This is a genomic window from Streptomyces sp. NPDC002520, from assembly GCF_053595235.1.
The window spans coordinates 25,129-46,630 of the sequence record NZ_JBSFXG010000021.1; the positions used below are offsets into that span (position 1 = coordinate 25,129).

14 protein-coding genes are annotated in these 21,502 nt (G+C 68.7%); 2 read left to right on the forward strand and 12 right to left on the reverse strand.

The window, feature by feature from the left end:
- Positions 1–25: 25 nt before the first annotated feature.
- The 3 genes from ACWD5D_RS26565 to ACWD5D_RS26575 form a co-directional block, all read right to left on the reverse strand.
- A complete protein-coding gene (locus tag ACWD5D_RS26565; RefSeq protein ID WP_451375258.1) occupies positions 26–997 on the reverse strand; it encodes a quinone oxidoreductase family protein in 972 nt (323 codons plus the stop codon).
- A 110-nt stretch (positions 998–1,107) separates the two neighbouring features.
- Entirely contained in the window at positions 1,108–2,166 is a 1,059-nt protein-coding gene (locus tag ACWD5D_RS26570; RefSeq protein WP_451375259.1) for a 3-keto-5-aminohexanoate cleavage protein, read from the reverse strand.
- 242 nt (positions 2,167–2,408) lie between these two features.
- On the reverse strand, positions 2,409–3,419 hold the full coding sequence (locus tag ACWD5D_RS26575) for an AraC family transcriptional regulator (RefSeq protein WP_451375260.1): 1,011 nt from the start codon (positions 3,417–3,419) through the stop codon (positions 2,409–2,411).
- 339 nt (positions 3,420–3,758) lie between these two features.
- Between ACWD5D_RS26575 and ACWD5D_RS26580 the strand changes: the two genes are divergently transcribed.
- On the forward strand, positions 3,759–5,933 hold the full coding sequence (locus tag ACWD5D_RS26580) for an ATP-binding SpoIIE family protein phosphatase (RefSeq protein WP_451375261.1): 2,175 nt from the start codon (positions 3,759–3,761) through the stop codon (positions 5,931–5,933).
- 66 nt (positions 5,934–5,999) lie between these two features.
- Here ACWD5D_RS26580 and ACWD5D_RS26585 read toward each other — a convergent pair whose 3' ends face one another.
- Together ACWD5D_RS26585 and ACWD5D_RS26590 are read right to left on the reverse strand one after the other, a co-directional pair.
- Entirely contained in the window at positions 6,000–6,605 is a 606-nt protein-coding gene (locus ACWD5D_RS26585; RefSeq protein ID WP_451375262.1) for a class I SAM-dependent methyltransferase, read from the reverse strand.
- A 63-nt stretch (positions 6,606–6,668) separates the two neighbouring features.
- The gene (locus ACWD5D_RS26590) at positions 6,669–7,325 is read right to left on the reverse strand and encodes a GntR family transcriptional regulator (protein WP_451375263.1); all 657 of its coding nucleotides are present in this window, start codon (positions 7,323–7,325) and stop codon (positions 6,669–6,671) included.
- Between the two features lie 287 nt (positions 7,326–7,612).
- Here ACWD5D_RS26590 and ACWD5D_RS26595 point away from each other — a divergent pair, with 287 nt between their 5' ends.
- Positions 7,613–8,875, forward strand: coding sequence for an MFS transporter (locus ACWD5D_RS26595; RefSeq protein ID WP_451375264.1), 1,263 nt, complete (start codon positions 7,613–7,615; stop codon positions 8,873–8,875).
- 96 nt (positions 8,876–8,971) lie between these two features.
- On the opposite strand, the gene ACWD5D_RS26600 is transcribed toward ACWD5D_RS26595, so the two are convergent.
- From ACWD5D_RS26600 to ACWD5D_RS26630, 7 genes are all read right to left on the reverse strand, one after another.
- A complete protein-coding gene (locus ACWD5D_RS26600) occupies positions 8,972–11,005 on the reverse strand; it encodes a glycosyl hydrolase family 28-related protein (protein ID WP_451375265.1) in 2,034 nt (677 codons plus the stop codon).
- A gap of 118 nt (positions 11,006–11,123) precedes the next feature.
- Complete coding sequence (locus ACWD5D_RS26605) at positions 11,124–12,725, reverse strand: glycoside hydrolase family 13 protein (protein WP_451375266.1); 1,602 nt, start codon at positions 12,723–12,725, stop codon at positions 11,124–11,126.
- Between the two features lie 26 nt (positions 12,726–12,751).
- Positions 12,752–13,618, reverse strand: a complete 867-nt coding sequence (locus ACWD5D_RS26610) for a carbohydrate ABC transporter permease (protein WP_451375267.1) — start codon at positions 13,616–13,618, stop codon at positions 12,752–12,754.
- Positions 13,615–14,556, reverse strand: a complete 942-nt coding sequence (locus ACWD5D_RS26615) for a carbohydrate ABC transporter permease (protein WP_451375268.1) — start codon at positions 14,554–14,556, stop codon at positions 13,615–13,617. Before ACWD5D_RS26615 ends, ACWD5D_RS26610 begins: the two co-directional genes overlap by 4 nt.
- Positions 14,557–14,607: 51 nt before the next feature.
- The gene (locus tag ACWD5D_RS26620) at positions 14,608–15,966 is read right to left on the reverse strand and encodes an extracellular solute-binding protein (protein ID WP_451375269.1); all 1,359 of its coding nucleotides are present in this window, start codon (positions 15,964–15,966) and stop codon (positions 14,608–14,610) included.
- Between the two features lie 198 nt (positions 15,967–16,164).
- Positions 16,165–17,184 carry a LacI family DNA-binding transcriptional regulator gene (locus tag ACWD5D_RS26625; RefSeq protein ID WP_451375270.1) on the reverse strand — a complete coding sequence of 340 codons (1,020 nt, stop codon included), beginning with the start codon at positions 17,182–17,184 and terminating at the stop codon, positions 16,165–16,167.
- Positions 17,185–17,582: 398 nt separating this feature from the next.
- Positions 17,583–21,194: a discoidin domain-containing protein gene (locus ACWD5D_RS26630; protein ID WP_451375271.1), complete on the reverse strand. Its 3,612-nt coding sequence runs from the start codon at positions 21,192–21,194 to the stop codon at positions 17,583–17,585.
- Between the last annotated feature and the right edge of the window lie 308 nt (positions 21,195–21,502).

Sequence of the window (21,502 nt, forward strand, 5' to 3'; positions counted from 1 at the left end):
ACGTGTGGTGCCGGTCGCGGTGGGCTCAGAGGACGAAGACCGAGGATCCGGTGGTCCGTCCCGCTTCCAGATCGCGGTGTGCCTGTACCGCGTCCTCGAGTGCGTAGCGCTGATTGATCTCGATCTTGATGCGCCGGGACGCGACGTGTCCGAACAGTTCACCGGCAAGGGCGTCCCGCTCCGCCGGGTCGGCGATGTAGTCGGCGAGCGCGGGCCGGGTCACGAACAGCGAGCCGTGGACGGCCAGTTGCATGGCGTCGAGCGGCGGCACCCCGGACGCGGTGCCGAAGCACACCAGCAGGCCGCGGCGCTGCAGCGAGGCCATGGAGCCGGCGACGGTGTCCTTGCCGATGCTGTCGAAGACGACCGGGACCCCTTTGCCGCCGGTCAGCTCGCGCACCCGCTCGGCGACGTCCTCGTGCCGGTAGTAAATGATGTGATCGCAGCCATGGGCGCGGGCGACCTTCGCCTTCGCCTCGCTGGAGACCGTGCCGATCACGGTGATCCCCAGCAGCTTGGCCCACTGGGAGAAGATCAGGCCGACGCCGCCGGCCGCCGCGTGGAGCAGCACGGTGTCGCCGGCCTTCAGCGGGTGGATCCGGCGCAGCAGGTAGGCCGAGGTGAGGCCGCGCATGGTCATCGCCGCGGCGGTCTCGCAGCTGATCTCCTCCGGCAGCTTGATCAGCGAGTCCGCGGGCATGACCCGCTCCGTGCTGTAGGCACCCAGCGGGCTCCCGGTGTACGTCACCCGGTCGCCCTCGGCGATGTGCGTGACGCCCTCGCCCACGGCCTCGATCACACCCGAGGCCTCCACCCCGAGGCCCGCGGGCAACGCGGCCGGATACAGGCCGGTGCGGAAGTAGGTGTCGGCGAAGTTGAGACCGACGGCGACGTGCCGGATCCGTACCTCGCCCGGGCCAGGGGCACCGACGGTGACCTCTTCCCACCGCAGGACGTCCGGGCCACCGGTTTCGTGGAAGCGAATGGCGTGTGCCACAAGTTGCTCCGTTCACTCATGTGTGGGGTGGCGGTCGCGGGCCGACGGTGTGAGTCGGCCAGGCCGACGCCGTACCGGTGCCGCGACCGCCGCCATCGGGTCAGGTCGGGTCAGCTCTTGACGTCGCGCAGCATGGAGCCTCGCCGGCCGGGACGGCGGTTGGGGACCATGCCGAGCCGGTCCAGGGTCTCGTCGGCGTCCGCGTACCATTCGCCGATCTTGTAGATCCTCTTCGCCTCCTGCCCGGTGGCGATCTCACGGTCGAGCGCGCCCGCGATCCGGACCATCTGCTCGACCTGCTGCACCGAGGACATCCGCTCGCCCTTGCGCCGCCACAGGTTGTCCTCGTTGCCGACCCGGACGTGCGCGCCCAGGGCGATGCCGATCGCGTTCATCGGCGCCACCGCGCGCATGGAGGCCTCGATGGTGAGCACGGCGCCGTCCGGGACGCGCCGGACGAACTCGATCAGGTCGGCCGGGTGCCGGCCGGCGAAACCACCGCCGATGGCAACGTAGTTGAGCGTCAGCGGGCCGCTGTAGACGCCCTTGCGGATCAGCCGCTCCACGGTCTCCAGCTGCGCCATGTTGGCGAGTTGGAAGTGCGGCTGGATGTCGCCCGCCCGAAGCCGCTCGAGGTGCTCCAGGTAGAAGTCCGGTCCGGCCTCGACCACCATGTCCCGGTAGGCCTTGTAGTAGGCCGGCTTGGCGATGGAGGTGCCCTCGATGTCCTCGTCGTCGAAGAGCTCGACGATGTTCATCTGGTTGGTGTTGATCGCGATGGTCACCTGGTCCGGCCGGGGGGAGATCTCGGCCAGCATGTGGCGAGTGTCGTAGCTGAGCCACTTGGCGTCGGCGCCCTCGTCCTCGGGGGCGAAGGAGATCGACCCGCCGATCTGCAGGACCATGTCGGGCACGGCCTCACGCAGCCGGGCCATCAGCTCGTTGAACATGGACATGCGCTTGGAGCCATGGCCGTCCGGTTCGCGTACGTGGATGTGGAGTACCGTGGCGCCGGCGTTGTAGCAGTCGACCGCCGCCTGTACGTGCTCGTCCATGGTGAGCGGGAGGTCGTCGGCGTCGCCGGGCAGCCATTCCGGCCCGTAGGGCGCGGCCTGGATGACCAGCTTCTCCTGGTTCTCCGGGTACAGGGAGTCGTCGAAGAAGTGCACGGTCCATCTCCTTTGGGAAAAGGTCTTCACCCGGTGCGCACATCGCTGCGGACGGCGTGGAGTGAGACTGCGGACGGCATTCCGGGGCACGAGGGCAGCCCGGACACGATCAAGGGGTGCCGGGAGTCCTGCGGCCGGGAGCAGGGTCCCTGCTCCTGTTCGTGCGGCCGGCGGTCTCCCTTGCGGTAAGCCAAAGTTAGGGCGGAGTTAGGCCAGGCGCTTTACCTGAGGTGACACCCGACTTATCGCTTGGGGACAGCCCTCCGCAGGCGCCACTGCCTGGGGCTGCAGCCGAACCGTTCGCCGAACCAGCGCGAGAAGGCACTCGGCGCGGAGAAGCCCAGCAGCCCGGAGATCTCCGTCAAGGAGCGGCGCGGGTTGGCGACGAGCTGCTCCGCGATCTGGACACGTGTCGCGTTGAGCAGGGACGAGAACGTCTCACCCGAGGCCGCCAGGTGCCGGTGCACGGTTCGCCGGTCGACTCCGAGGCTGGCCGCGACCTGCTCGATCGAACAACGGCCGGTCGGCAACAGCACTTCGATCAGGTCCCGCACGCGGTCCAGCTCGGTCGTGCCCCTCGAGACGGCGATGGACTCGAAGTACCGCCGCGCGTAGGTCCGCAGCAGTGGGTCGGACATGGGGTTGGGTGTGTCGAGATCGTCGGCGTAGAGGACGATGCCGTTGAACTCCTGGTCGAATTCGAGCACCGGGCCGAAGACGCGCCGATGGGTTCCGGTGTCCGCCGGAGAGCTGTGTGTGAAACACACGGACACCGGCTGCCACCGCGTACCGAGGAAGGCACGCAGGAGATGGTGGAAAGCTCCGACGGCCAGCTCCATGGACTGGCGGACCGCCATGGCCTCCCCCGGCTCGAGGCTCAGCTTGAGCGTGGCCAGGCCGTTCGCCTCGGAGAGCCGGCTGTGGAGCATCTCGTTGTACATGTACTCGTGGCGGACGAGGAGTTCGAGTGCGCTGCGCGCATCGGGCTCCTCGCGGACGACGAGGCTGATGGGTCCGAGGTTGGAGAAACGGCGGCGCTCGGCGAGGAGCAGTCCGAAGTCCTCGCGGTGCGAGGCCGCCGCCGAGAGCTCGAGCAGCTGGGTCACGGCGACGCCGGATATCCATCTGTCCTGGACCGTGAGGCCGACGGGGTCCAGACCCACGCGCTTCATCAGGGTCAGAGGGTCGATGCCGAGAGACTTGCCGAGTTCGACATAGCTGTTCAGCGCGGCGTTGCGGACAAGCGGCTTCATGGGCGCACTCCAGGCTCTGTCCCCGATTGATAAGTCGGATGTCACGCGTGGTCAAGCGCCGAGGGAGCTCGTGACCTAGCGTTGCACCACCGCTACGGAACATGCCGCCTGGATTCGGGCGCCCGGCCGATCGGACGCCCGACGGAGAACACCTTGGCAAACAGTCCAACCGTTGACCATCCCTGGAAGAACTGGATCGAAGCCGACGCCCGAGTCCGGGATGTCGACGGTGTTCGGCTCGGCTTCGAAGTCCTCTGATCTTGAGCCCCCAGACCCCCGCTCAGCCGTAGAACCCGGGGTATACGCTCAGATGGAAGTGCGTTACTTGCGGGAGCCGTGATGACAGGCGTCGGCAACCACGGGGCGGAGTCACCGAGCCCGGTGACGTCGCTCGACCACGAAGACCGGCTCTTCGTCAGGGTGCTGCAGCAAGCGGTACGAGAACTTGATGCGGCCGGCGGTTTCGCGCTGGTCCCGGTCGAAGCGAAACAGGCACTGGCCTGCGTGGTCGGCGTGGGCCATCCAGTGTCGATCTTCATGGCGGCCGAGGTCCTGCCGCTGGACAACGACCAGTACGCCGCCGTCGTCGCCTACCGCACCGGACGCCAACAGGTAGCCATCCGGGACCAGGCCGAGGCCGGAATGGACCTCACCTCGCCGTTCCCGTACACCGTGGTCGCCACGCCGCTGATCGGCCCCTCGGGACGACTGCTCGGCGTGATCACCTTCGTCTGGGACGACCCCTCCAGTCCTCACGCGGCAGCGCCCAGCGAGGTGAGGACCCGCTGCTGGGACTTCGCGGCCGGGTGCGCGCGAAGCCTGGAGGAGCAAGGCTCCCGCCGCCGCAGCACGTCCGCCGCCACGCCGCGATTCGTGCTGGGCCCCGTACCCAGCGGTCAGGAACTGCTTCCGAGGGCGGCAAGCATCTCCTTCCTCTACCAGATCTACAGGCTCGCCTCCCGACTCACCCGGCCGCTGACGTCCCGGGGCGTCGCCGAGGTCGCCGTCGCACGGATCATGGAGCCCTTCGGTGCCCTTTGCCTCGCCATCTCCGTCATGGACGAAGGCCGACCCCGAATGCTGGGATACAGCGGTTGTCCCCGCGATCTCGCCCGCCGGCTCGTCGGAGCGCAGGCGGCCCGGTCAGGTGACGACACTCAGGGCTTTCCGACCGCCGAGCGACCGCTCTTTCGCGCGAGGGATCCGATCGAGCCACCGATCGTCGCCTACTGCCTGCTGCCGCTGATCTCGGGAGACAGCAGGATCGGTACCCTCGCCCTCGGCTTCGACCGCCCCCGCCACTTCTGCCCCGACGAACGGGCGACCCTGGTCACCATGGCCGCGCTGCTCGCCCAAGCCGTCGAGCGCGTCCGCCAGGTCGAGGCCGAGCTCCGGCTGGCCCGCGGGCTTCAGCAGGGCTTGCTCCCCCACACGCTCCCGCACAGGGGAGAGCTGGACATCGCCGCCCGCTACGACACACCCGCGGCAGGCACAGCGGTCGGTGGCGACTGGTACGACGTCCTCAGCCTTCCCGACGGCAAGGTCGGTCTGGTCATCGGGGACGTCGAGGGCCACAGCCCCCGTGCGGCCGCGAACATGGGCCAGATCCGCAGCGCCGTACGCGCGTACGCCGCCGAGGGACACCGTCCCGCCGATCTGCTCGAACGCACCAACCGGTTGCTCGCGGACCTCGGCACCGACACGCTGGCCACCTGCTGCTGCGCCTGGCTCGATCCGGAAGCCGAAACCGCCGAGATCGCGACCGCCGGCCACCCGGCACCTCTGCTCCGTCTCCCGGACCGCCTGGAGGTGCCCGACCTCCCCATCGGGATACCACTGGGCATCGAGCCGGGTGCCCACTACCACTCGACCGAGGTGGCGCTCCCCGAGGGATCCACCCTCGTCCTGTACACCGATGGGCTGGTGCACTCCCACACGGTTCAGCTCGACGACGGCGTCAAGGCCCTGCACCAACTGGTGGCCGAACAAGGCGATCAGTCGCTGGAAGCCCTGGCCGACCGCATGCTCGCGATCACCGCCGACGCCGGTCGCGACGACGACGCCGCTCTGCTGATCGCCCAGCTCGTCGGCATGCGCGAGGCACTGCGCCACCGGGTAGGTCGCATGATCGTCCATCGGCACGACCTCGCCGCCGTGAGAAAAGTCCGTGGATTTCTCCGTGACCACGCCCACGACTGGGGTTGGGACGCCGTCCTGGACGAGTTGGAGCTGGCCACCACCGAACTGGTCACCAATGCGCTGATCCACGCCGACAGCGAGGTCGACGTGCGGCTCCGCGAGTACCCCGAGCGTCTCCGGGTGGAGGTACGCGACTTTGACCCGAGGCCGCCGATACCGGCTCCCGTCCTCGCCCAGGCCCCGGCGGGCACCGAGTCGGAGCACGGCCGCGGCCTTCTCATCGTCGACGCACTGGCCTCGTCCTGGGGCAACTCGCCCAGCGGACGGGGCAAATCGGTATGGTTCGAGCTGCGCCGTATGAGGGTCGAGCCTTGATCCACCGTGTGCATGGTGATGACGGGTGCCGGGCGGGCGCGGGTGCCCAGGGTGTCCCGCACGTCCTCACCGGCAGTGGACGCTCACGGCATACCCGCCGCCGTCGTAAGGGTCGGCGTCCCAGGTGGCGAAGCGGTCGACGAGTGTGAGACCGGCTTCGGCGCAGCAGTCGTCGTACTGTGCCAGCGTGATGCTGGGCGGCACGGGCAGGTGGGCTTCGTCCAGGCCGAAGCCGGCGACCAGCAGACCTCCCGGACGCAGGGCCGCGGCCAGGCGCTCGACCACCGTGATCTCGGTACCGGCGGCGAGCAGCGGGAAAACGTTCCCTGCGGCGACCACGAGATCGAAGTCCGCCGCGATGCCGAGGAGGGCCGGATCGAACCCGGTCAGATCGACCTGGAACCAGGGCAGCCCCGGCGCCTGTTCCCGCGCCATCGCCAGCATCGACGCATCAAGATCCACCCCGACGCAGTCGTACCCGAGCTCCGCGAGGCGGATCATGACCCGCCCGGTACCGCACCCGGCGTCGAGCACTCGCGCTCCGGCAGGCACGAGAGCGGCGCAGAACCGCGCCTCACCGTGCATGTCCTTCCCGCTGAGAGCCAGGGCCGCGAACCGTGCGGCGTAGTCCTCTCCGGACGTCCCGCCGGTCAGCTCCTTCCAACGGCTCATGGGAGCAACTATAGGTCGACCGTGTGCCGCTCGATGAAGCCGCTCCCGGCGAAGGGCCACCACTCAGCCGAAAAGCCAGTCGAGGGTGCGTTGCCGGGATGCTCGTACGTGGTCGCGCGCGGCGGTGGCGGCCCGGTCCGGGTCGCCACCGGCGATGGCCTCTGCCAGCGCCTGATGCTCGGCATGTATGAGGTCGAAGTCCTCGATCTTGCGGCGCAGCCAGTCGACCCGCCCCACGATGGGCTCGAGCGTCTCGGCAAGCAGCATGTTGCCGGAGAGGGCGGTGATCTCTTGGTGCAGTCCGGAATTGGCCGCATGTGCGGCCGGGACATCGCCCGCGTCGACGGCCTCGCCGGCTCTGCGCATCATGGCAGCGAGACGGTTCTGCGCGCCCTGGGCGACGCGTTCGGTCGCCTGCCGGGCGGCGAGGGCCTCGAGCGCCTCCCGGAGGTCGTACAACTCGGACACCTGCCGCTGGTCCAGCGCGCGCACCACCATCCCGCGGGTGGGCAGGTGTTCGACGAGGCCCTCGTTGTGCAGGATGCGCAGGGCTTCGCGGACGGGTAGCCACGACACCGAATACCGCTCGGCCAGTTCCTGTTCGATGAGCCGGGTGCCGGGCGGAAATGTGCCGTCGTAGATGCCGCCCCGAATGCCTTCTCCGACGATGTCCCGCAGCGGCTTCTTGTTTCGGTACAGCTTGGAAGACGATGTCGTCACTGGTCTCTGCCCACGCTCGCTCGACGGACCCGTACGGAGCGGCCAGTCTACGGCTGGCGAGCGCGCCTCCCGCGAGGCCGCGATCCGATGCCCGGCGGGGCCGGCCGCCCGAGCCGGCGTCGCGCTTTTGGTATACCATTTCCCATGACTTTTCACGTGCCCGACGCACTGGTGCGCGTCCCCGGGCCGGGGCTCGTCACGACAGGGGGCCGGGGCGTCACCCGCGACGCAGACGTCCTCCCGTGAACTTCCCGTCCAAGGCTTCTCCCGAAGGGAGCTCTCCTCAGGTGCCGTCGGCGACACCGTCTTCAAGCAACAAGCCCGGACTGCGTGCCGCGTTGGCCTCGCTGCGGGGGAACCGGCCCTTCCAACGGCTGTGGTTCTCCAATGTGTTCTTCTTCGGGGGTGTGTGGACGCAGACCCTGGTGCTCGGTTGGCTCGCGTTCGAGACGACGCACTCGGAGTTCCTCGTGGCCGTGTTCACCGCCGCGCGTCTGGCTCCGATGCTCCTCGGACCGGTGGCCGGTGCGGTCGCCGACCGGCACAACCGTGTCCGGCTGTTGACCATCGCCTGCGCGTGGGCCATGGGCGCCGTCGCAGTGGTCGCGGCACTGGCGACGGTCGGCCGACTGCCGTACTGGGGGCTGGTCGTCGGCGGGCTCGCCATCGGCCTCGCCCAGTCACCCTCGCAGCCGGCCCGGGCCTCGCTGGTTCTCGAGCTCGTGGGCCGGGAGAACCTCTCCAACGCCAACGCGCTCAACGCCATGGCGCTGAACATGACGCAGGTGATCGGCCCCGGGCTCGGCGGTGCGATGATCGCGGTGATCGGCGCCCCCGCCGCCTTGTGGGTCTCGACCGCTTGGTACGGCGCCTCACTCGTCCTTCTCCTGCCCCTGCACGAGTACGGGAAGGTCGTCCACGACGAGGCCCAGTCGGTCCTGGCGATGGTGGCCGGCGGCTTCCGGAGTGTCGGACGCAACCCGCTCGCGGTGGCGGTACTCCTCGTCACACTGGCGGCGAACACCCTGCTGTGGCCGGTGTACCAGTCCTTCATGCCGGTCTTCGCCGAGGAGTCCCTCGGGCTCGACGCCGCGGGCCTCGGCGCCCTTCTGACCTGCTCGGGCATCGGGGGCCTCGTCGGCTCGCTCGTCATCGCCGGACTGGGCGACTTTCGCCGCAAGGGTGCCCTGTTCGTGGTCGGCACCGCGGTCTGGGCCGTTCTCTGGGCGTTTTTCGCCCTGTCCCACACGGTGTCGCTGTCGTTCGCGCTGATGAGCGTGATCGGTCTGAGCAGCGCGGCGTTCGGCGTGCTGCAGACCACGCTGCTGCTGATGACGACCGACCCGGCCGTCCACGGCCGGGCCCTCGGCCTGCAGGAGCTCGCCATCGGCATCATGCCGGTCGCCACCCTCGCCCTCGGGCTGATAGCGGAACGGGCCGGGGTGGCCCGTACCGTCTTCGCCGCCGGCCTCCTCCTCGTCGTCGTACTCGGGCTCGTGGCCGTGCGGGTACCGGCGCTGCTCAAGTTCAGCGGACGGAGCCCCGTTTGACCGTCCGGCCGGGCGGTCTGCCCCCCGACCCCGGAGCCTGAGGCCCGGGGAAGGTGACCGTCGGAGGGCATTCGCCGCAGGGGATCCTCCGGACTCCTACGGCCAGGGACTGGGGGCGGGTGGGGGCACCACCGCAGGCCGGTCGTCGCAGGTGATGGTGTTGGGCAGTTCCCACGGCGCGAGCCAGGACCCGTTGCCGCCGCGGTCGGAGACGGAGAACTCCGAACCGGCAGGCGTGAAGTGGAAGGACCCGCAGTTGTTGACGCTCACCGCGCCGACGTTGCGGGCCCGCACGTTCTCGAAACTCGCCGACCCCGCGGCGCGGGCGCTGACCACGGACGTACCCGTACCGTCGACCTTGATGTCCTTGAAGTGCACGTCGGTGATCGAGTACTTGTCCTTGACCGGCCAGTCGGCGACGAGCATCACCGCGTTGTAGGTGTTGTCGAGGAAGGAGTCGCCCACCACCTCGACGTCCGCGCTGATGTCCTTCTCCAGGGCGTAGAACCAGATCGCCCCGAGCCCGATGTTCCAGTTGAGCTCGTAGGTACCGGCACGCACCGTGGTGTTGTCGGTGATCCACAGGTGGCCGGTGAAGGCTTCGGCGCCGAAACGGGAGCCGACCTGGATACCGCTGCCCTCCCGGACGGGGTCCGCGACGAGGTTGCCGGAGACGGTGTTGTCCGTTCCGCCGTACAGCGCGATGCCGTTGGCCAGCACCGGGGACTGCACGGTGTTGTGGTCGAAGACGTCGCGCGCGTCCTGCGTCTTCTCCGACCACATGGCCAGCCCGTCGTCGCCCGTGTTCCGGATGAAGTTTCCGGAGACGACGGAGTCGGTCACCCCGGTGTGGAAGTTGATGCCGTCGGCGATCTGGTCCGCGATGTGGTTGCCGGTGATCCGCAGGTTGCTCATGGGCCCGTCGAACCACATGCCCACCTTGGTGTGGTGGATGTACAGCCCCTCGATGGTCGAGTCGCTCAGTGCCCCGCCGATGCCGTTCACCTGATCGGTGTCGATCCGTTCGCGCACGTCGCCCTCGATGGCGAAGCCCGACAGGTGCACATGGTGGCTGCCGCCCGCCGAAGCGTCCTTGCCGTAGAAGCCGACGCCGGTGTGGACCGAGCCGTCCGGGGCCGGTGCCGCGAGGGTGACCTGGTGGCCCTTGATGATCGTGTACCAGCTGCCGGCACCCTCGATCGTGACGTCGTCGACGATGATGTGCCGGCTGACCTGGTACGTCCCCCGAGGGATGTAGACCTTCCGGTGTGCCCGTCCGGCGAAGGCGATGGCCTTGTCGAACGCGTCGGCGGAGTCGCGCCGTCCGCTGGGGTCCGCTCCGAAGGCCAGCACGTCGGCCGCGGACGGGTCCGTCTTCGGCGGAGCGACGAGCTGGGAGTCCATCAGGTCGATCACGGTGGTCGCGGCCGTGCTGCGCTGCGGCACGCGCAGCCGGATGTGGGCACCGGCCGGATAGGCACGGCCGAGCAGCAGCCGCTGCTCGTCGTAGAAGTGGTTCGGCCGAAACGGCTTGGCGATCACCGGGGCCGGGGTGGTGGCGCCCGGGACGCAGCCGCACTCGGTGATCCACCAGTCGGGGTGCAGCAGGTCGGCGGTGGGGTCGTCGGTGAACGGATACTGGTTGTACAGCCAGGCGTACTGCGAGGTCAGCGTCATGGTGCCGCTGTGGCGCCCGTTCACGCTGACGTCGAGCGGGGCGGTGATCCCGCCGCCGGTCGGGGCGTCCGGGATGCTGTAGCGCACGGTGATGGCGTTCGCGGCACGCGGCAGCGTGAACTCGACGTACTGGCCGGACGCGAGACTGACCGCACTGCGGCCCGAGGCCTCGGCGGCGAGCGTGTACGCGGTGCGACCCGGCCCGATGACGGTGCCGTCGGTCGGGGCGCGCTCCGCCTCCTGCTCCAGGAAGCCGAGGTCGGCTCCGCGACCGGCGACCAGGGCGGGGTCGAGTCCGGCACGGGTCACGGGCGCGGCCCGGGTCTCCTTGGCGGCACCGGCCGCCGCGGCATCGCCGGCCGGCACCGCGGCGAGACCGACCGACGCCGCCACGGCCGCGAGGGCTGCGACGGCTCTTCGCCGCGCGCCGGTACGTCTGCTTGTGCGGTTCACTGCGCCTCGATTCTGTGGTGGAAGGCGATGGATCCTCGCGGGAGCTGTGGGAAGGAACGGGCCGCGTCGCTCACCTCCGTGAGCGGCGCGGCCCGGTGCGGTCGGTGCCGCGTCCCGGTCAGGGCAGGCGCAGCCAGACCGCGGTATCGGTGGGCAGCTGTCCGTCCGTCAGCGGTGCGCTGCTCAGCAGGACCTGCCGGTGCGGTGGCAGAGGTGCCGGCTCCGGGCCCAGATTGACGACGCAGCCGAATCCGGTGTCGCGGGTGAAGGAGAGGACCTGGGGGCCGCTGGGAAGCCAGGTCATCTGCCCGTCGCCGAGTGCGGTCTCGCTCCGGCGCAGGCTCAGCGCCGTGCGGTACAGGCTCAGCATGCTGTCCCGGTCCGCCGACTGCCGCTCCGCCGTCAGCGCCGACCAGTCCCGGGGCTGGGGCAGCCAGGGCCGGGTGCCCTCGGGGCCGAAGCCGAACGGCGGGGCGTCGCCGCTCCACGGCAGCGGCACGCGGCAGCCGTCCCGGCCGGGGTCGGCTCCTCCGGTGCGGTGGAACATCGGGTCCTCGATGACCGAGTGCGGCAGGTCCTCGACCTCGGGCAGGCCGAGCTCCTCGCCCTGGTAGAGGTAGACGGAGCCGGGCAGGGCCAGGCTCAGCAGCGCTGCCGCCCGAGCACGCCGGGTGCCGAGTGCGAGGTCGGTGGGGGTGCCGTGGGCCTTGGCCGCGAAGTCGAATCCGGTGTCGGCACGCCCGTAGCGGGTGACGGTCCGGGTCACGTCGTGGTTGGCCAGCACCCAGGTGGCGGGCGCGCCGACGGGCGAGTGCACGGCGAGCGTGGTCGTGATCGCCTCGCGCAGCCGAGCGGCGTCCCAAGGGCAGGTGAGGAAGCCGAAGTTGAAGGCTGTGTGGAGTTCGTCGGGGCGCAGGTAGCGGGCGAAGCGCTCGGGGTCGGGCAGCCAGACCTCGCCGATCAGCGCGCGCGGCGGGGTGTAGGACTCGGCGACCTTGCGCCAGTCCCGGTACACCTCGTGGATCTCGTCGCGGTCCAGGTAGGGGTGCGGGTCCATACCGTCCACCAGGTCGGGAAGCGCCGGGTCCTTCATGACCTCGGCGGCGGAGTCGATGCGGACCCCGGCCGCGCCCCGGTCGAACCAGAAGCGCAGCACCTCCTCGTGCTCCCGGCGCACCTCGGGGTGCTGCCAGTTCAGGTCGGGCTGGGCGGAGGCGAAGCGGTGCAGGTACCACTGGCCGTCCGGGACGCGGGTCCAGGCGCTTCCACCGAACTGGGACGTCCAGTTGTTGGGGGGAAGCTCGCCGTTCTCGCCCCGACCCTCACGGAACCAGAACCGGTCGCGCTCCGGCGAGCCGGGGCCCGCGGCGAGCGCGTCCTGGAACCAGCGGTGCCGGTCGGAGACGTGGTTGGGGACGATGTCGACGATGGTGCGGATACCCGACGCCAGTGCTTCGGCGATCAGCTTCTCGGCCTCCCCCAGGCTGCCGAAGGCCGGGTGGATGGCCCGGTAGTCGGCCACGTCGTAGCCGCCGTCGGCCATCGGTGAGGCGTACCAGGGGGTGAACCAGAGTGCCTCGACACCGAGTTCGGCGAGATACGGCAGCCGGGACCGGACGCCCGTCAGGTCGCCCACCCCGTCGCCGTCCGCGTCGGCGAAGCTGCGCACGTAGATCTGGTAGATCGCGGCGCCACGCCACCACTCGTGGGGTTGGTGCACGGTAGAAGTCTCCTCGGGAGATGGTGTCAGCCCTTGAGGCTGCCGGCGGTGAGCCCGGACATGATGTTGCGTTGGAAGATCAGGAAGAAGATCACCGTCGGCACGGCGGAGATGGCCGAGGCGGCGATCAGCACGTTCTCCGGCACGCCCAGGGAGAGCGAGTAGATGCCGGCGTTGAGCGTCTGCCTGGTCGGGTCGGGCTCGGCCAGCAGCGGCCAGAGGAAGTCCTTCCACACGTTGACCAGGGCGAAGATGGACACCACGCCGATGATCGGCCGGGACATGGGCAGCACGATGGAGAGCAGTGTGCGCAGCGGTCCGGCGCCGTCGATGGCGGCGGAGTCGAGCAGTTCCTGGGGCACCGAGTCGAAGAAGCGCTTCAGCAGGTAGATGTTGAAGGCGTTGGCCACCGACGGGAGCCAGATCGCCCAGGGGGAGTTGAGCAGGTTCTGGTGGATCAGCGGCAGGTCCAGCACGGTCAGGTACTGCGGGACGACCAGCACCATGGCCGGGATCATCAGGGTGGCCAGCATCAGGCCGAGGATCGCGTTGCCCAGCGCCGGCCGTAGCTTGGACAGCGAGTACGCCGCGGCGACGTCCAGGACGAGCTGGAAGGCGAGTGCCCCGAAGGCGTACCAGAGCGTGTTGAGCAGCAGGTGGCCGATGTCGAGGCGAGTCCACGCGTCGCTGTAGTTGGAGGCCTCGATGTGGTGCGGGTAGAAGGTGGGCGGGGTCTGGATGGACTCGGTGGTGCTCTTGAGCCCGCCCGTCACCAGCAGGTAGAGGGGGCCCAGAAAGACCAGCGTGAAGGCGACGACGATCAGGATCAGCGTCACCCGGTAGAGCGTGCGGTTGAGCTGGGCCGGATTGACCAGGGTGCGGGTGTCGCTCATGACTCCAGCCTCCGGTTGAGTCGCACGTAGATCACCGAGAACCCGGCGAGCACCAGCAGCAGAAGCAGGCCGAGGGCGCAGGCGGCGCCGTAGTTGGAGAAGTTGAACGCGTACTGGTAGATCAGGTAGACGACGGTGGTGGTCGAACCCTCCACCCCCTGGCCGCCGTTGGTGAGGATGAAGGGCTCGACGAAGACCTGCATGGTGGCGACGATCTGAAGCATCAGCATCAGCGAGAGGACGAGCCGGGTCTGCGGGATCGTCACGTGCCAGACGCGCCGCAGCAGTCCGGCCCCGTCCAGTTCGGCGGCCTCGTAGAGCTCACCGTGTATGTTCTGCAGCGCCGCCAGGTAGATCAGCGTGGCGCTGCCCATGTTCATCCAGGTGGAGGCGATGACGACGGCGAGCATCGCCGTGTCCGGGGACTGCAGCCAGCCGGAGGTGGGCAGGTGCAGCAGCTGCAGCAACCGGTTGATCGGCCCGTACTCGGGGTTGTACAGGTACTTGAACAGCAGCAGTGAGGACACCGGCGGAAGCATCACCGGCAGGTACACCAGGATCCTCAGGTAGCCGCGCGCGTGCCGCAGTTCGTTCATCACCACGGCCGTGACGAACGGCAGCGCGAAGCCGAACAGCAGGGCCAGGCCGGTGAATTCGGCGGTGTTCCGCCAGGCCGGCCAGAAGCTGGGGTCGTGCACGATCTGGTCGAGGTTGTGCAGGCCGACCCAGGTGGTCGTGCCCGCCTTCGCCTTCTGGAAGCTCATGATCACTTCGCGGACCATGGGATACCACTGGAAGCAGGCGAAGCAGAGCACCGCGCCGATCAGGAAGCCGTGTGCGGTGAGGTTGCGCTGTACGGACCTGCGCAGTGCCCCGGACCGGTCGGCCGCCCTCGCGGGCGGCGCGTCGGTTCCGGAGGATGCGGTCGCGACCGCCATCGTCGATCTCCTTGGGAAGCTGCTCGTCCCGGGGCCTGGCGGCCCCCCCGACTACTGGGCGTTGGCGAGGACCTGGTTGACCTGCTGCTCAGCGGTGTTCAGCAGCTTCTGCAGGTCGGCGTTGGGGTTCGTCAGCGTCGACGCCATCGCGGTGTCGAGGATCTTGTAGATGGCCTGGGCGTTGCCGGGCTCGGTGACGCCGGGGACGTTGGCCTTCACGAAGGACTCGAAGGCCTTCACCGACATCGTGGCGTTGGCCGCCTTGAGCTGGGCGTCCTTGGTGGCTGTGGCTCCCTGGAACAGCTGCGGCTGGGGCAGTCCGACCGCCTGGCCGGAGGACTTGGCGCGGGCGTAGTTGTACTGCTGGCCCTGGCCCTGCGTCAGCCAGAGGTAGCTGAGCAGCTGGATCCCGGCCTTGTTCTGCTCGGGTGTGTTCTTGACGTTGAACATGTAGTCGTCGCCGCCGGTGAGGGTGCCGGCGCCGGGGCCGTTCTGGCCGGGGATCGGGCCCATGCCGAAGTCCTCGTAGTGGGCGCCGAGGCTCTGCACCATGTAGGTGATGTCGTCAGGTGCGGCGATGTACATCCCCAACTTGCCCGCTGCCATCTGCTTCTGGAGGTCGCCCCACTTGTACAGCTGGGTGCTGCCCATGACGTCGGCGCCGAAGCGGAGCTTGTGCAGGTTCTGCAGCACGGCCAGGCCCTGGGGGTTGTTGAAGGCCGCCTTTTTGCCGTCGTCGCTCACCATCCGGCCGCCCTGGGCGTAGATCTCGGCGGTGAAGTGCCAGCCGCCGTTGTTTCCCGCGCTGTAGTCGCCGTAGCCCGCGACGCCCTTGCCCAGGGCGGCTATCTTCTTGGCGTCGGCCTCGACCTCGGCCCAGGTCTGCGGCGGTTGGTCGGGGTTGAGCCCGGCCTTCTGGAAGAGCTTCCGGTTGATGATCATGCCCATGGTGTAGTTGGTGCGCGGAATGCCGTAGATCTTCCCGTCGGCCTTCTGGGTGTCCCACACCGCGGACATGATGTCGTCCTTGACCGGCAGGTTCTCGGCGGTGACGTACTTCGTGATGTCGGCCGCCTGGCCGGCGTCCAGGACCTGCTGCTTGTCCGTGAAGTAGGTGTAGAAGACGTTGGGCTGGGTGCCGCCCTTGAGCGCGGCCGTGAACAGTTCAGGGGTCTCGCACGGGAACGTGTCGATGCTCTTCACCGTGATGTTCGGGTGCAGCTTCTCGAAGGCCGCGATGTCGTCGGCCCACTGCTTGCGCTGCGTCGGGCGGCTCTTCGGCGGGGCACAGTCGATGGAGATGGAGACCTTGCCGTCGCTCGACTTGGTACCGCCGCTGGAGGAGTTGGAACAGGCGGCAGCGGTCAGGGTGAGGGCGCCGGCCATCAGCAGCGCTGCGGATCTGCGCATGGGTAGAAGACCCCTTCATGGGCGGAGTGCGTGGGATGTGACGCGCCTCACTTAAGCACCACCGCGTCTTCACCGCAATATCTCGACGGGAATTTGCAAGAACTCAACGCGAGACCGTGACGTGACGGGGCACGAACAACGCAAGGGCCGCACCCCATGGGGGTACGGCCCTTGCCGGAGCTACGCGTTGACGCGCCGTCAGCTGCCGGGCTCCCTCCGCGCCAGCCCGGTCGATCCGCGCACCACGAGCTCCGGCTCGAAGAGCAGCTCGTCGTGGGTGACCTTGGCGCCGGCCAGCTCTCCCACGAGCAGTTCCACGGCGGCGCGACCCATCGCCTCGATGGGCTGACGGATGGTGGTCAGCGGCGGATCGGTGCAGGTCATGAAGGAGGAATCGTCGTAGCCGATGATCGACACGTCCCCGGGCACATCGAGCCGACGCCTGCGGGCGGCGCGAACCGCCCCCAGGGCCAGCGGGTCCGAGGCGCAGATGATGCCGGTGACACCGCGCTGCAACAGGCGAGCGGCCGCGGCCTGGCCGCCCTCCAGGGAGAACAGCGCGTGTGCGACGTCCTCCTCCTCGAGCTCGAGACCGGCCCCCTCCAGTGCCGTACGAGCCGCCGCCAGCTTGCGCCGCGACGGCATGTGATCGGGCGGGCCGAGCACCAGGCCGATCCGTCGGTGGCCCAGTGACAGCAAGTGCCCGGCGCTCTGTTCCACCGCGACCGCGTCGTCGCAACTGACCTGTGGGAAGTCCAGGTCGGATATGGCGGCGTTCATCAGCACAGTCGGCAGACCGCGGCGGGACAGCCGCTCGTAGTGCTCGTGCGGGGACTCGGCCTGGGCGTACAGGCCACCGAAGAAGATCACGCCCGAGACCTGCTGCTGGAGCAGCAGTTCCACATAGTCGGCTTCGGAGACACCGCCCGCCGTCTGCGTGCACAGCACCGGCGTGAAGCCCTGCTGCGCCAGCGCACTGCCGACCACCTCGGCGAAGGCGGGAAAGATGGGGTTCTGCAGCTCCGGCAGGACCAGCCCGACCAGCCTCGAGCGCTCGCCCCGCAGCTGGGTCGGGCGCTCGTAGCCGAGCACGTCCAGGGCGGTCAGCACGGCCTCGCGGGTCTGCTCGGAGACACCGGGCTTGCCGTTGAGCACCCGGCTGACCGTCGCCTCGCTGACCCCGACTTTCCTGGCCACCTCGGCAAGTCGTCGCGTCATGGCTCAACCCTAGGGCATGTGCCGCAATCCACTTACAGTCTGACGTAAAAATTCGTCATTGTTTGCAGCAAGACCGTCGGGATGATCGCGGCAAGTAGATAGTGGGGATCGATAATTTACAGAAAAAAGTAATCATGGAACAGAGCAACCGTGGTGCGGGTGGCGGCTTCGGCCGGGGCGAAGGACATCCACACCATGCCGAGCGCGGCGACAAGGGCCACACCCAGGCGCGGGACGAGCTCCGTTACGGAAATTGTTCGCCATGACATCGGAAACAAGGTGGCGCGCACAGCGGTCCGGGGGCCGGCCCACGTGAGTTGTGGGCCGGCCCCGGGGATCCCGCACGGAGCCGATCGCGGACGACTCCTGGCGGAGGTCCGGCGGATGACGCGTTGCCGTCAGGGGTTGACGTTGATGGTGAAGGTCGTGGTCGGGTTGTAGACGTCGATGTGGTTGTTGGCCTGGGTCAGGTGGTTGAACGTCGCCGAGCCCACGGCCGGGCCCTGTCCCGATTCGGGCAGCGGGTTGGCCCAGACGCCGTAGCCGGACTTGGCGTCGTAGGCGTCTCCGCTCTGCTGTGCCCCGGTGATGGACGTGTTGGTGAAGACGGTGTCCTTGACGGGATTGAGCGCCGTGCCGCCCACGTAGTCGGTCTGGAACATGATGCCGGCGTACGTCGGATCGACGATGTCGGTGTCGTTCACCCGGATCCCCTGGAACGGCTGAGTCGCGGAGAACAGCCAGATCGCGGGGAACACCTGGCCGCCCCAGAAGTGACCACCGTCGCGCACCAGCGAGACGTTCTGGATGGTGGTCGGCTGGGTGCCGAATCCCTGGAAGGGATAGCCGAAGTTCAGCGAGCTGATGGTGATGCCCGAGTACGTCAGCGTGTCGGCCACGTACAGGTTCTGCAGGGTGTTGTTCTCACCGCCGTAGACGGCGACACCCGCCGCCCGCCACGGGGTCAGCGCGGTCAGGTTCTGGAAGGTGTTGCCGGTCAGGTCCGAGGAGTTGTGGTCCTGGGCCGCGAACAGCGCGAAGCTGTCGTCGCCGGTCGACCGGGCCTCGTTGTTGCTCACCAGGTTGTTCTGGCTGCCGTTGGTGAGGTTGATGCCGTCCGCGAAGGTGTCGCGGATCCGCATGTTCGTCGCCTTCAGCCCGTTCACGTGTGTGCCCCAGATGGCGCACACCTGGTGCTCGATCCAGACGTCGTCGACGGTGATGTTGGAGACGTCGGTCAGGTCGAAGACCTTGCCGGGCCCGTCGATGCGGGACGTGTAGTTGCCGAACCAGCCGAAGCCCTGGAAGGTCGAGCCGTTGGCGCTGCTCTGCACCGACCAGCCGACGTCCGAGTTGTCCGACGTGGTGGGCGAGTTGAACTGGGTGTACCAGGGCCCCGCGCCCACCACCTTGACGGCCTTGCCGTAGACGTTGAACTTGCCGGTGGTCTGGTACTGCCCGGCGGGCAGGTAGACGCCGACGAGCTTGCCCGTGGTGTCCTGGCGGACGGTGTCGAGCGCGTTCTGCACGTCCTGCTGGCCGAAGCCGGCCGGGGTGAGGTAGGCGTTCGAATCCGGGTTGGCGACCGGGGCGACCTGCTCGGTGTTGATGTAGTCGATCGCGTACCGCGAGGTGTTGGACGAGTCCTTCTGCAGCTTGACGACGCTGCCCTGGGGCACCGTCCGGTCGAGCATCACGTGCGCCTCGTCGTAGATGTGACGCGCCGGTCCGGCGCTGGGATCGTTGCCCGGCCCGGTCTCCGCGCCGTACAGCCAGGCGAACTTGGAGTTCAGCGTGATGGTCTGCAGGAAGGTGCCGTCAACGTAGACGTTCAGGGTGGCGGTGGCACCGCCGCCGCCTGGGGCGTCCGGGATGGAGAAGCGGGTCACCAGGGTGTTGGTGCTGGCCCGGGTGGTCCACTGGACGTAGGCGCCGGTGGTGTTCAGAGTGACGGCCTTGCGTCCGGACGCCTCACCGGCCAGGTCGCCGATGGTGCGGTTGGGGCCGACCACGGCGGCGCCGCCGCCGATCTGGCCGTCCTCGCCCTGGTAGACGTCATAGGGCATGTTGGCGCCGCGGCCGACGAACAACGAGGTGTCACTGGTGTTGTTGGCCTGCTTGACCGACAGCTCGTTGCTGTCGGCGGCGATCACGGTGTGCACCGTGTACTTGCCGTTGACGGCCGTCCAGCTGCCCAGGCTCACCGGCGGGGCGGTGGCGCCCGCGGCGATCGTGCCGCTGTAGGAGCCGGTGAGGGTGGTGAGTGTCCTGCCGGTGCTGTCGAGCAGGGTGAGCGTGACGCCGTGGGAACCGCTGCCCGAGGCGACCGTGCCCTGGTTCCTCAGCGTCACCGAGAACCTGACGGTGTTGCCCGCCGAGGGGTTGTTCGGGCTCCAGTCCACGGCTGCGACCAGGTCCGAGCTCTGTACCGGCGCGACGACGAGGTTGTTCGGGTTGGTGTAGGCGTTGTTGTCGTAGCTCAGCTCGATGAAGCTCTTCGCCTCGTCCACCTTGGCGGTGAGCTGGTACGTACCGGCCGGCTGCGTGCCGATCACCGTGGACACCGTGGTGGAGGCGCCGGCCGCCAGCGCGCCGACGGTGGCCGTGCCGACCTTGGTGCTGCCCAGGTAGAAGTTGACGTTGGAGGCCGGAGCAGCCGCGCTGCCCACGTTGGCGACCGTGGCCGACGCGGTGACCGAGTCGGTCTCCACCGGGGCGGACGGGGACCACGAGGACGCGGAGACCGTCAGGTCGGGGTTCGGGGCCGGCGTGCCGATCACCTGGAGCTCGCCGACCTGGCCGCCGGGGGCTCCGCTGTTGCTGGTGATGCTCAGCTCGACGTCCGCGACCCTGTCGCTCACCGGAATGGTGACGGTGTTGTCGGTGCCGGGGTCGAAGGTGTACGTCCGCGCGGCCGAGATGCTGGTGAAGTCCGTCGCGCCCTGCTCACGGCCGAGCACCTGGATGGTCTGGGTGCGGGTGGACCAGACCGAGGCCGGGTTCAGCTTCACCACGACGGAGGTGACGTCGGCGTTCGCGCCGAGCTGCACGGTGAGCAGGCTCGGGTACGAGGAGCCTTCGAAGTACGTGGTGAGGTCGCCGTCGTTCGCGTTCGTCGGGGCGTAGACGTACGTGTACGGGCTACCGGTGATCGGCTTGTGCAGCGCCAGGTTGGTGCCGCCGATGCCGGTGCCGGTGCGGGTGACGGTGTTGCCGGCGGGCGAGACGTTGCCGGCGGCGTCGCGCGCCTTGACGTAGTACGACACCGTCGCCGTGCCCGGCTGGTTGTCGGTCCAGGTCAAGGTGGTGCCGCCGACCGTTGCGGCCAGCGCGCCGTTGCGGTAGACGTCGTAGGCGGTGACGCCGACGTTGTCGGTCGACGCTCCCCACGACAGGGCGATCTGACCGGCCTGCGGCTGGGTGTAGGTCAGGGTGCCGGGCGCGGTGGGGGGCGTGGTGTCGGTGGTGCTCGGCCCGTACACCTGGAACTCGGAGACCTGGCCCGCCGGCCATCCGGTGTTGGCCGTGATCAGCGTTCGCAGGTAACGGACGCCGGTCGCCGCGAAGTTGATGGTGACCGTGCTGTTGGTGGCTGGATCGAACGTGTACGAGTCGGACGCCACGATGGTGGTGAAGTTGGTGCCATCGGTGCTGCCCTGGACCGACAGCGTCTGGGTGCGGGCGGACCAGTTGGTCACCGGCACCTGCAGCACGAGCTGGTTGACGCTGGTGGTCGCGCCCAGGTCGGCCTGCAGCCACTGCGGGAAGGCGTTGTTGGTGCTCTCCCAGTAGGTGGCCTGGTTGCCGTCGTTGGCGTTGGACGGCGTGTAGGTCTGGGTGTAGCTGCTGGCGCTCATGGTCCTGCCCGCCGCCAGGTTGGTCCCGGCGGCGTGGGCGGGTCCGGCCTGCAGCACTGCCAGCAGTGCTGCCAGCATGGCGAGCACTGCGACGACGGCGGTTCGCTGCCGGCCTGGCGCGGGCAGCGCGGAGGATCTTCCGGTAGTTCTCATCCTCGTCCTCGGCTCCTTGGAGGGGTGGGGGTACGGATGCGAGGGGGTGACGAACTCGGCGAGTTGACGGTTGCGCGAAAACCTCGCTGTCGATCTTCTGAAATTGCCCATGATTCAATGCAAAAACTGCAACCTAGACTGAAAAGAAGCTACAGAGCAGCCATGCACCCGTCAATGAATGTGGCAGCGCGGGGAGTTGCCGCCCCCGTGGCGAGCCGGACCGCGACCGCGGCGGGCGTTCCCCCGACCATGACGTGCACCACGGTCCGGCCGGTACGGGTTCGGGTGCCGATCCGGCGCGGCGCCAC

What these genes read in the sequence shown, in the direction of transcription:
- ACWD5D_RS26620 (WP_451375269.1), bottom strand. Translation starts at nt 15,966, where the DNA reads ATGCGCAGATCCGCAGCGCTGCTGATGGCCGGCGCCCTCACCCTGACC.
- ACWD5D_RS26615 (WP_451375268.1), bottom strand. Translation starts at nt 14,556, where the DNA reads ATGGCGGTCGCGACCGCATCCTCCGGAACCGACGCGCCGCCCGCGAGG.
- ACWD5D_RS26610 (WP_451375267.1), bottom strand. Translation starts at nt 13,618, where the DNA reads ATGAGCGACACCCGCACCCTGGTCAATCCGGCCCAGCTCAACCGCACG.
- ACWD5D_RS26585 (WP_451375262.1), bottom strand. Translation starts at nt 6,605, where the DNA reads ATGAGCCGTTGGAAGGAGCTGACCGGCGGGACGTCCGGAGAGGACTAC.
- ACWD5D_RS26625 (WP_451375270.1), bottom strand. Translation starts at nt 17,184, where the DNA reads ATGACGCGACGACTTGCCGAGGTGGCCAGGAAAGTCGGGGTCAGCGAG.
- ACWD5D_RS26575 (WP_451375260.1), bottom strand. Translation starts at nt 3,419, where the DNA reads ATGAAGCCGCTTGTCCGCAACGCCGCGCTGAACAGCTATGTCGAACTC.
- ACWD5D_RS26630 (WP_451375271.1), bottom strand. Translation starts at nt 21,194, where the DNA reads ATGAGAACTACCGGAAGATCCTCCGCGCTGCCCGCGCCAGGCCGGCAG.
- ACWD5D_RS26580 (WP_451375261.1), top strand. Translation starts at nt 3,759, where the DNA reads ATGACAGGCGTCGGCAACCACGGGGCGGAGTCACCGAGCCCGGTGACG.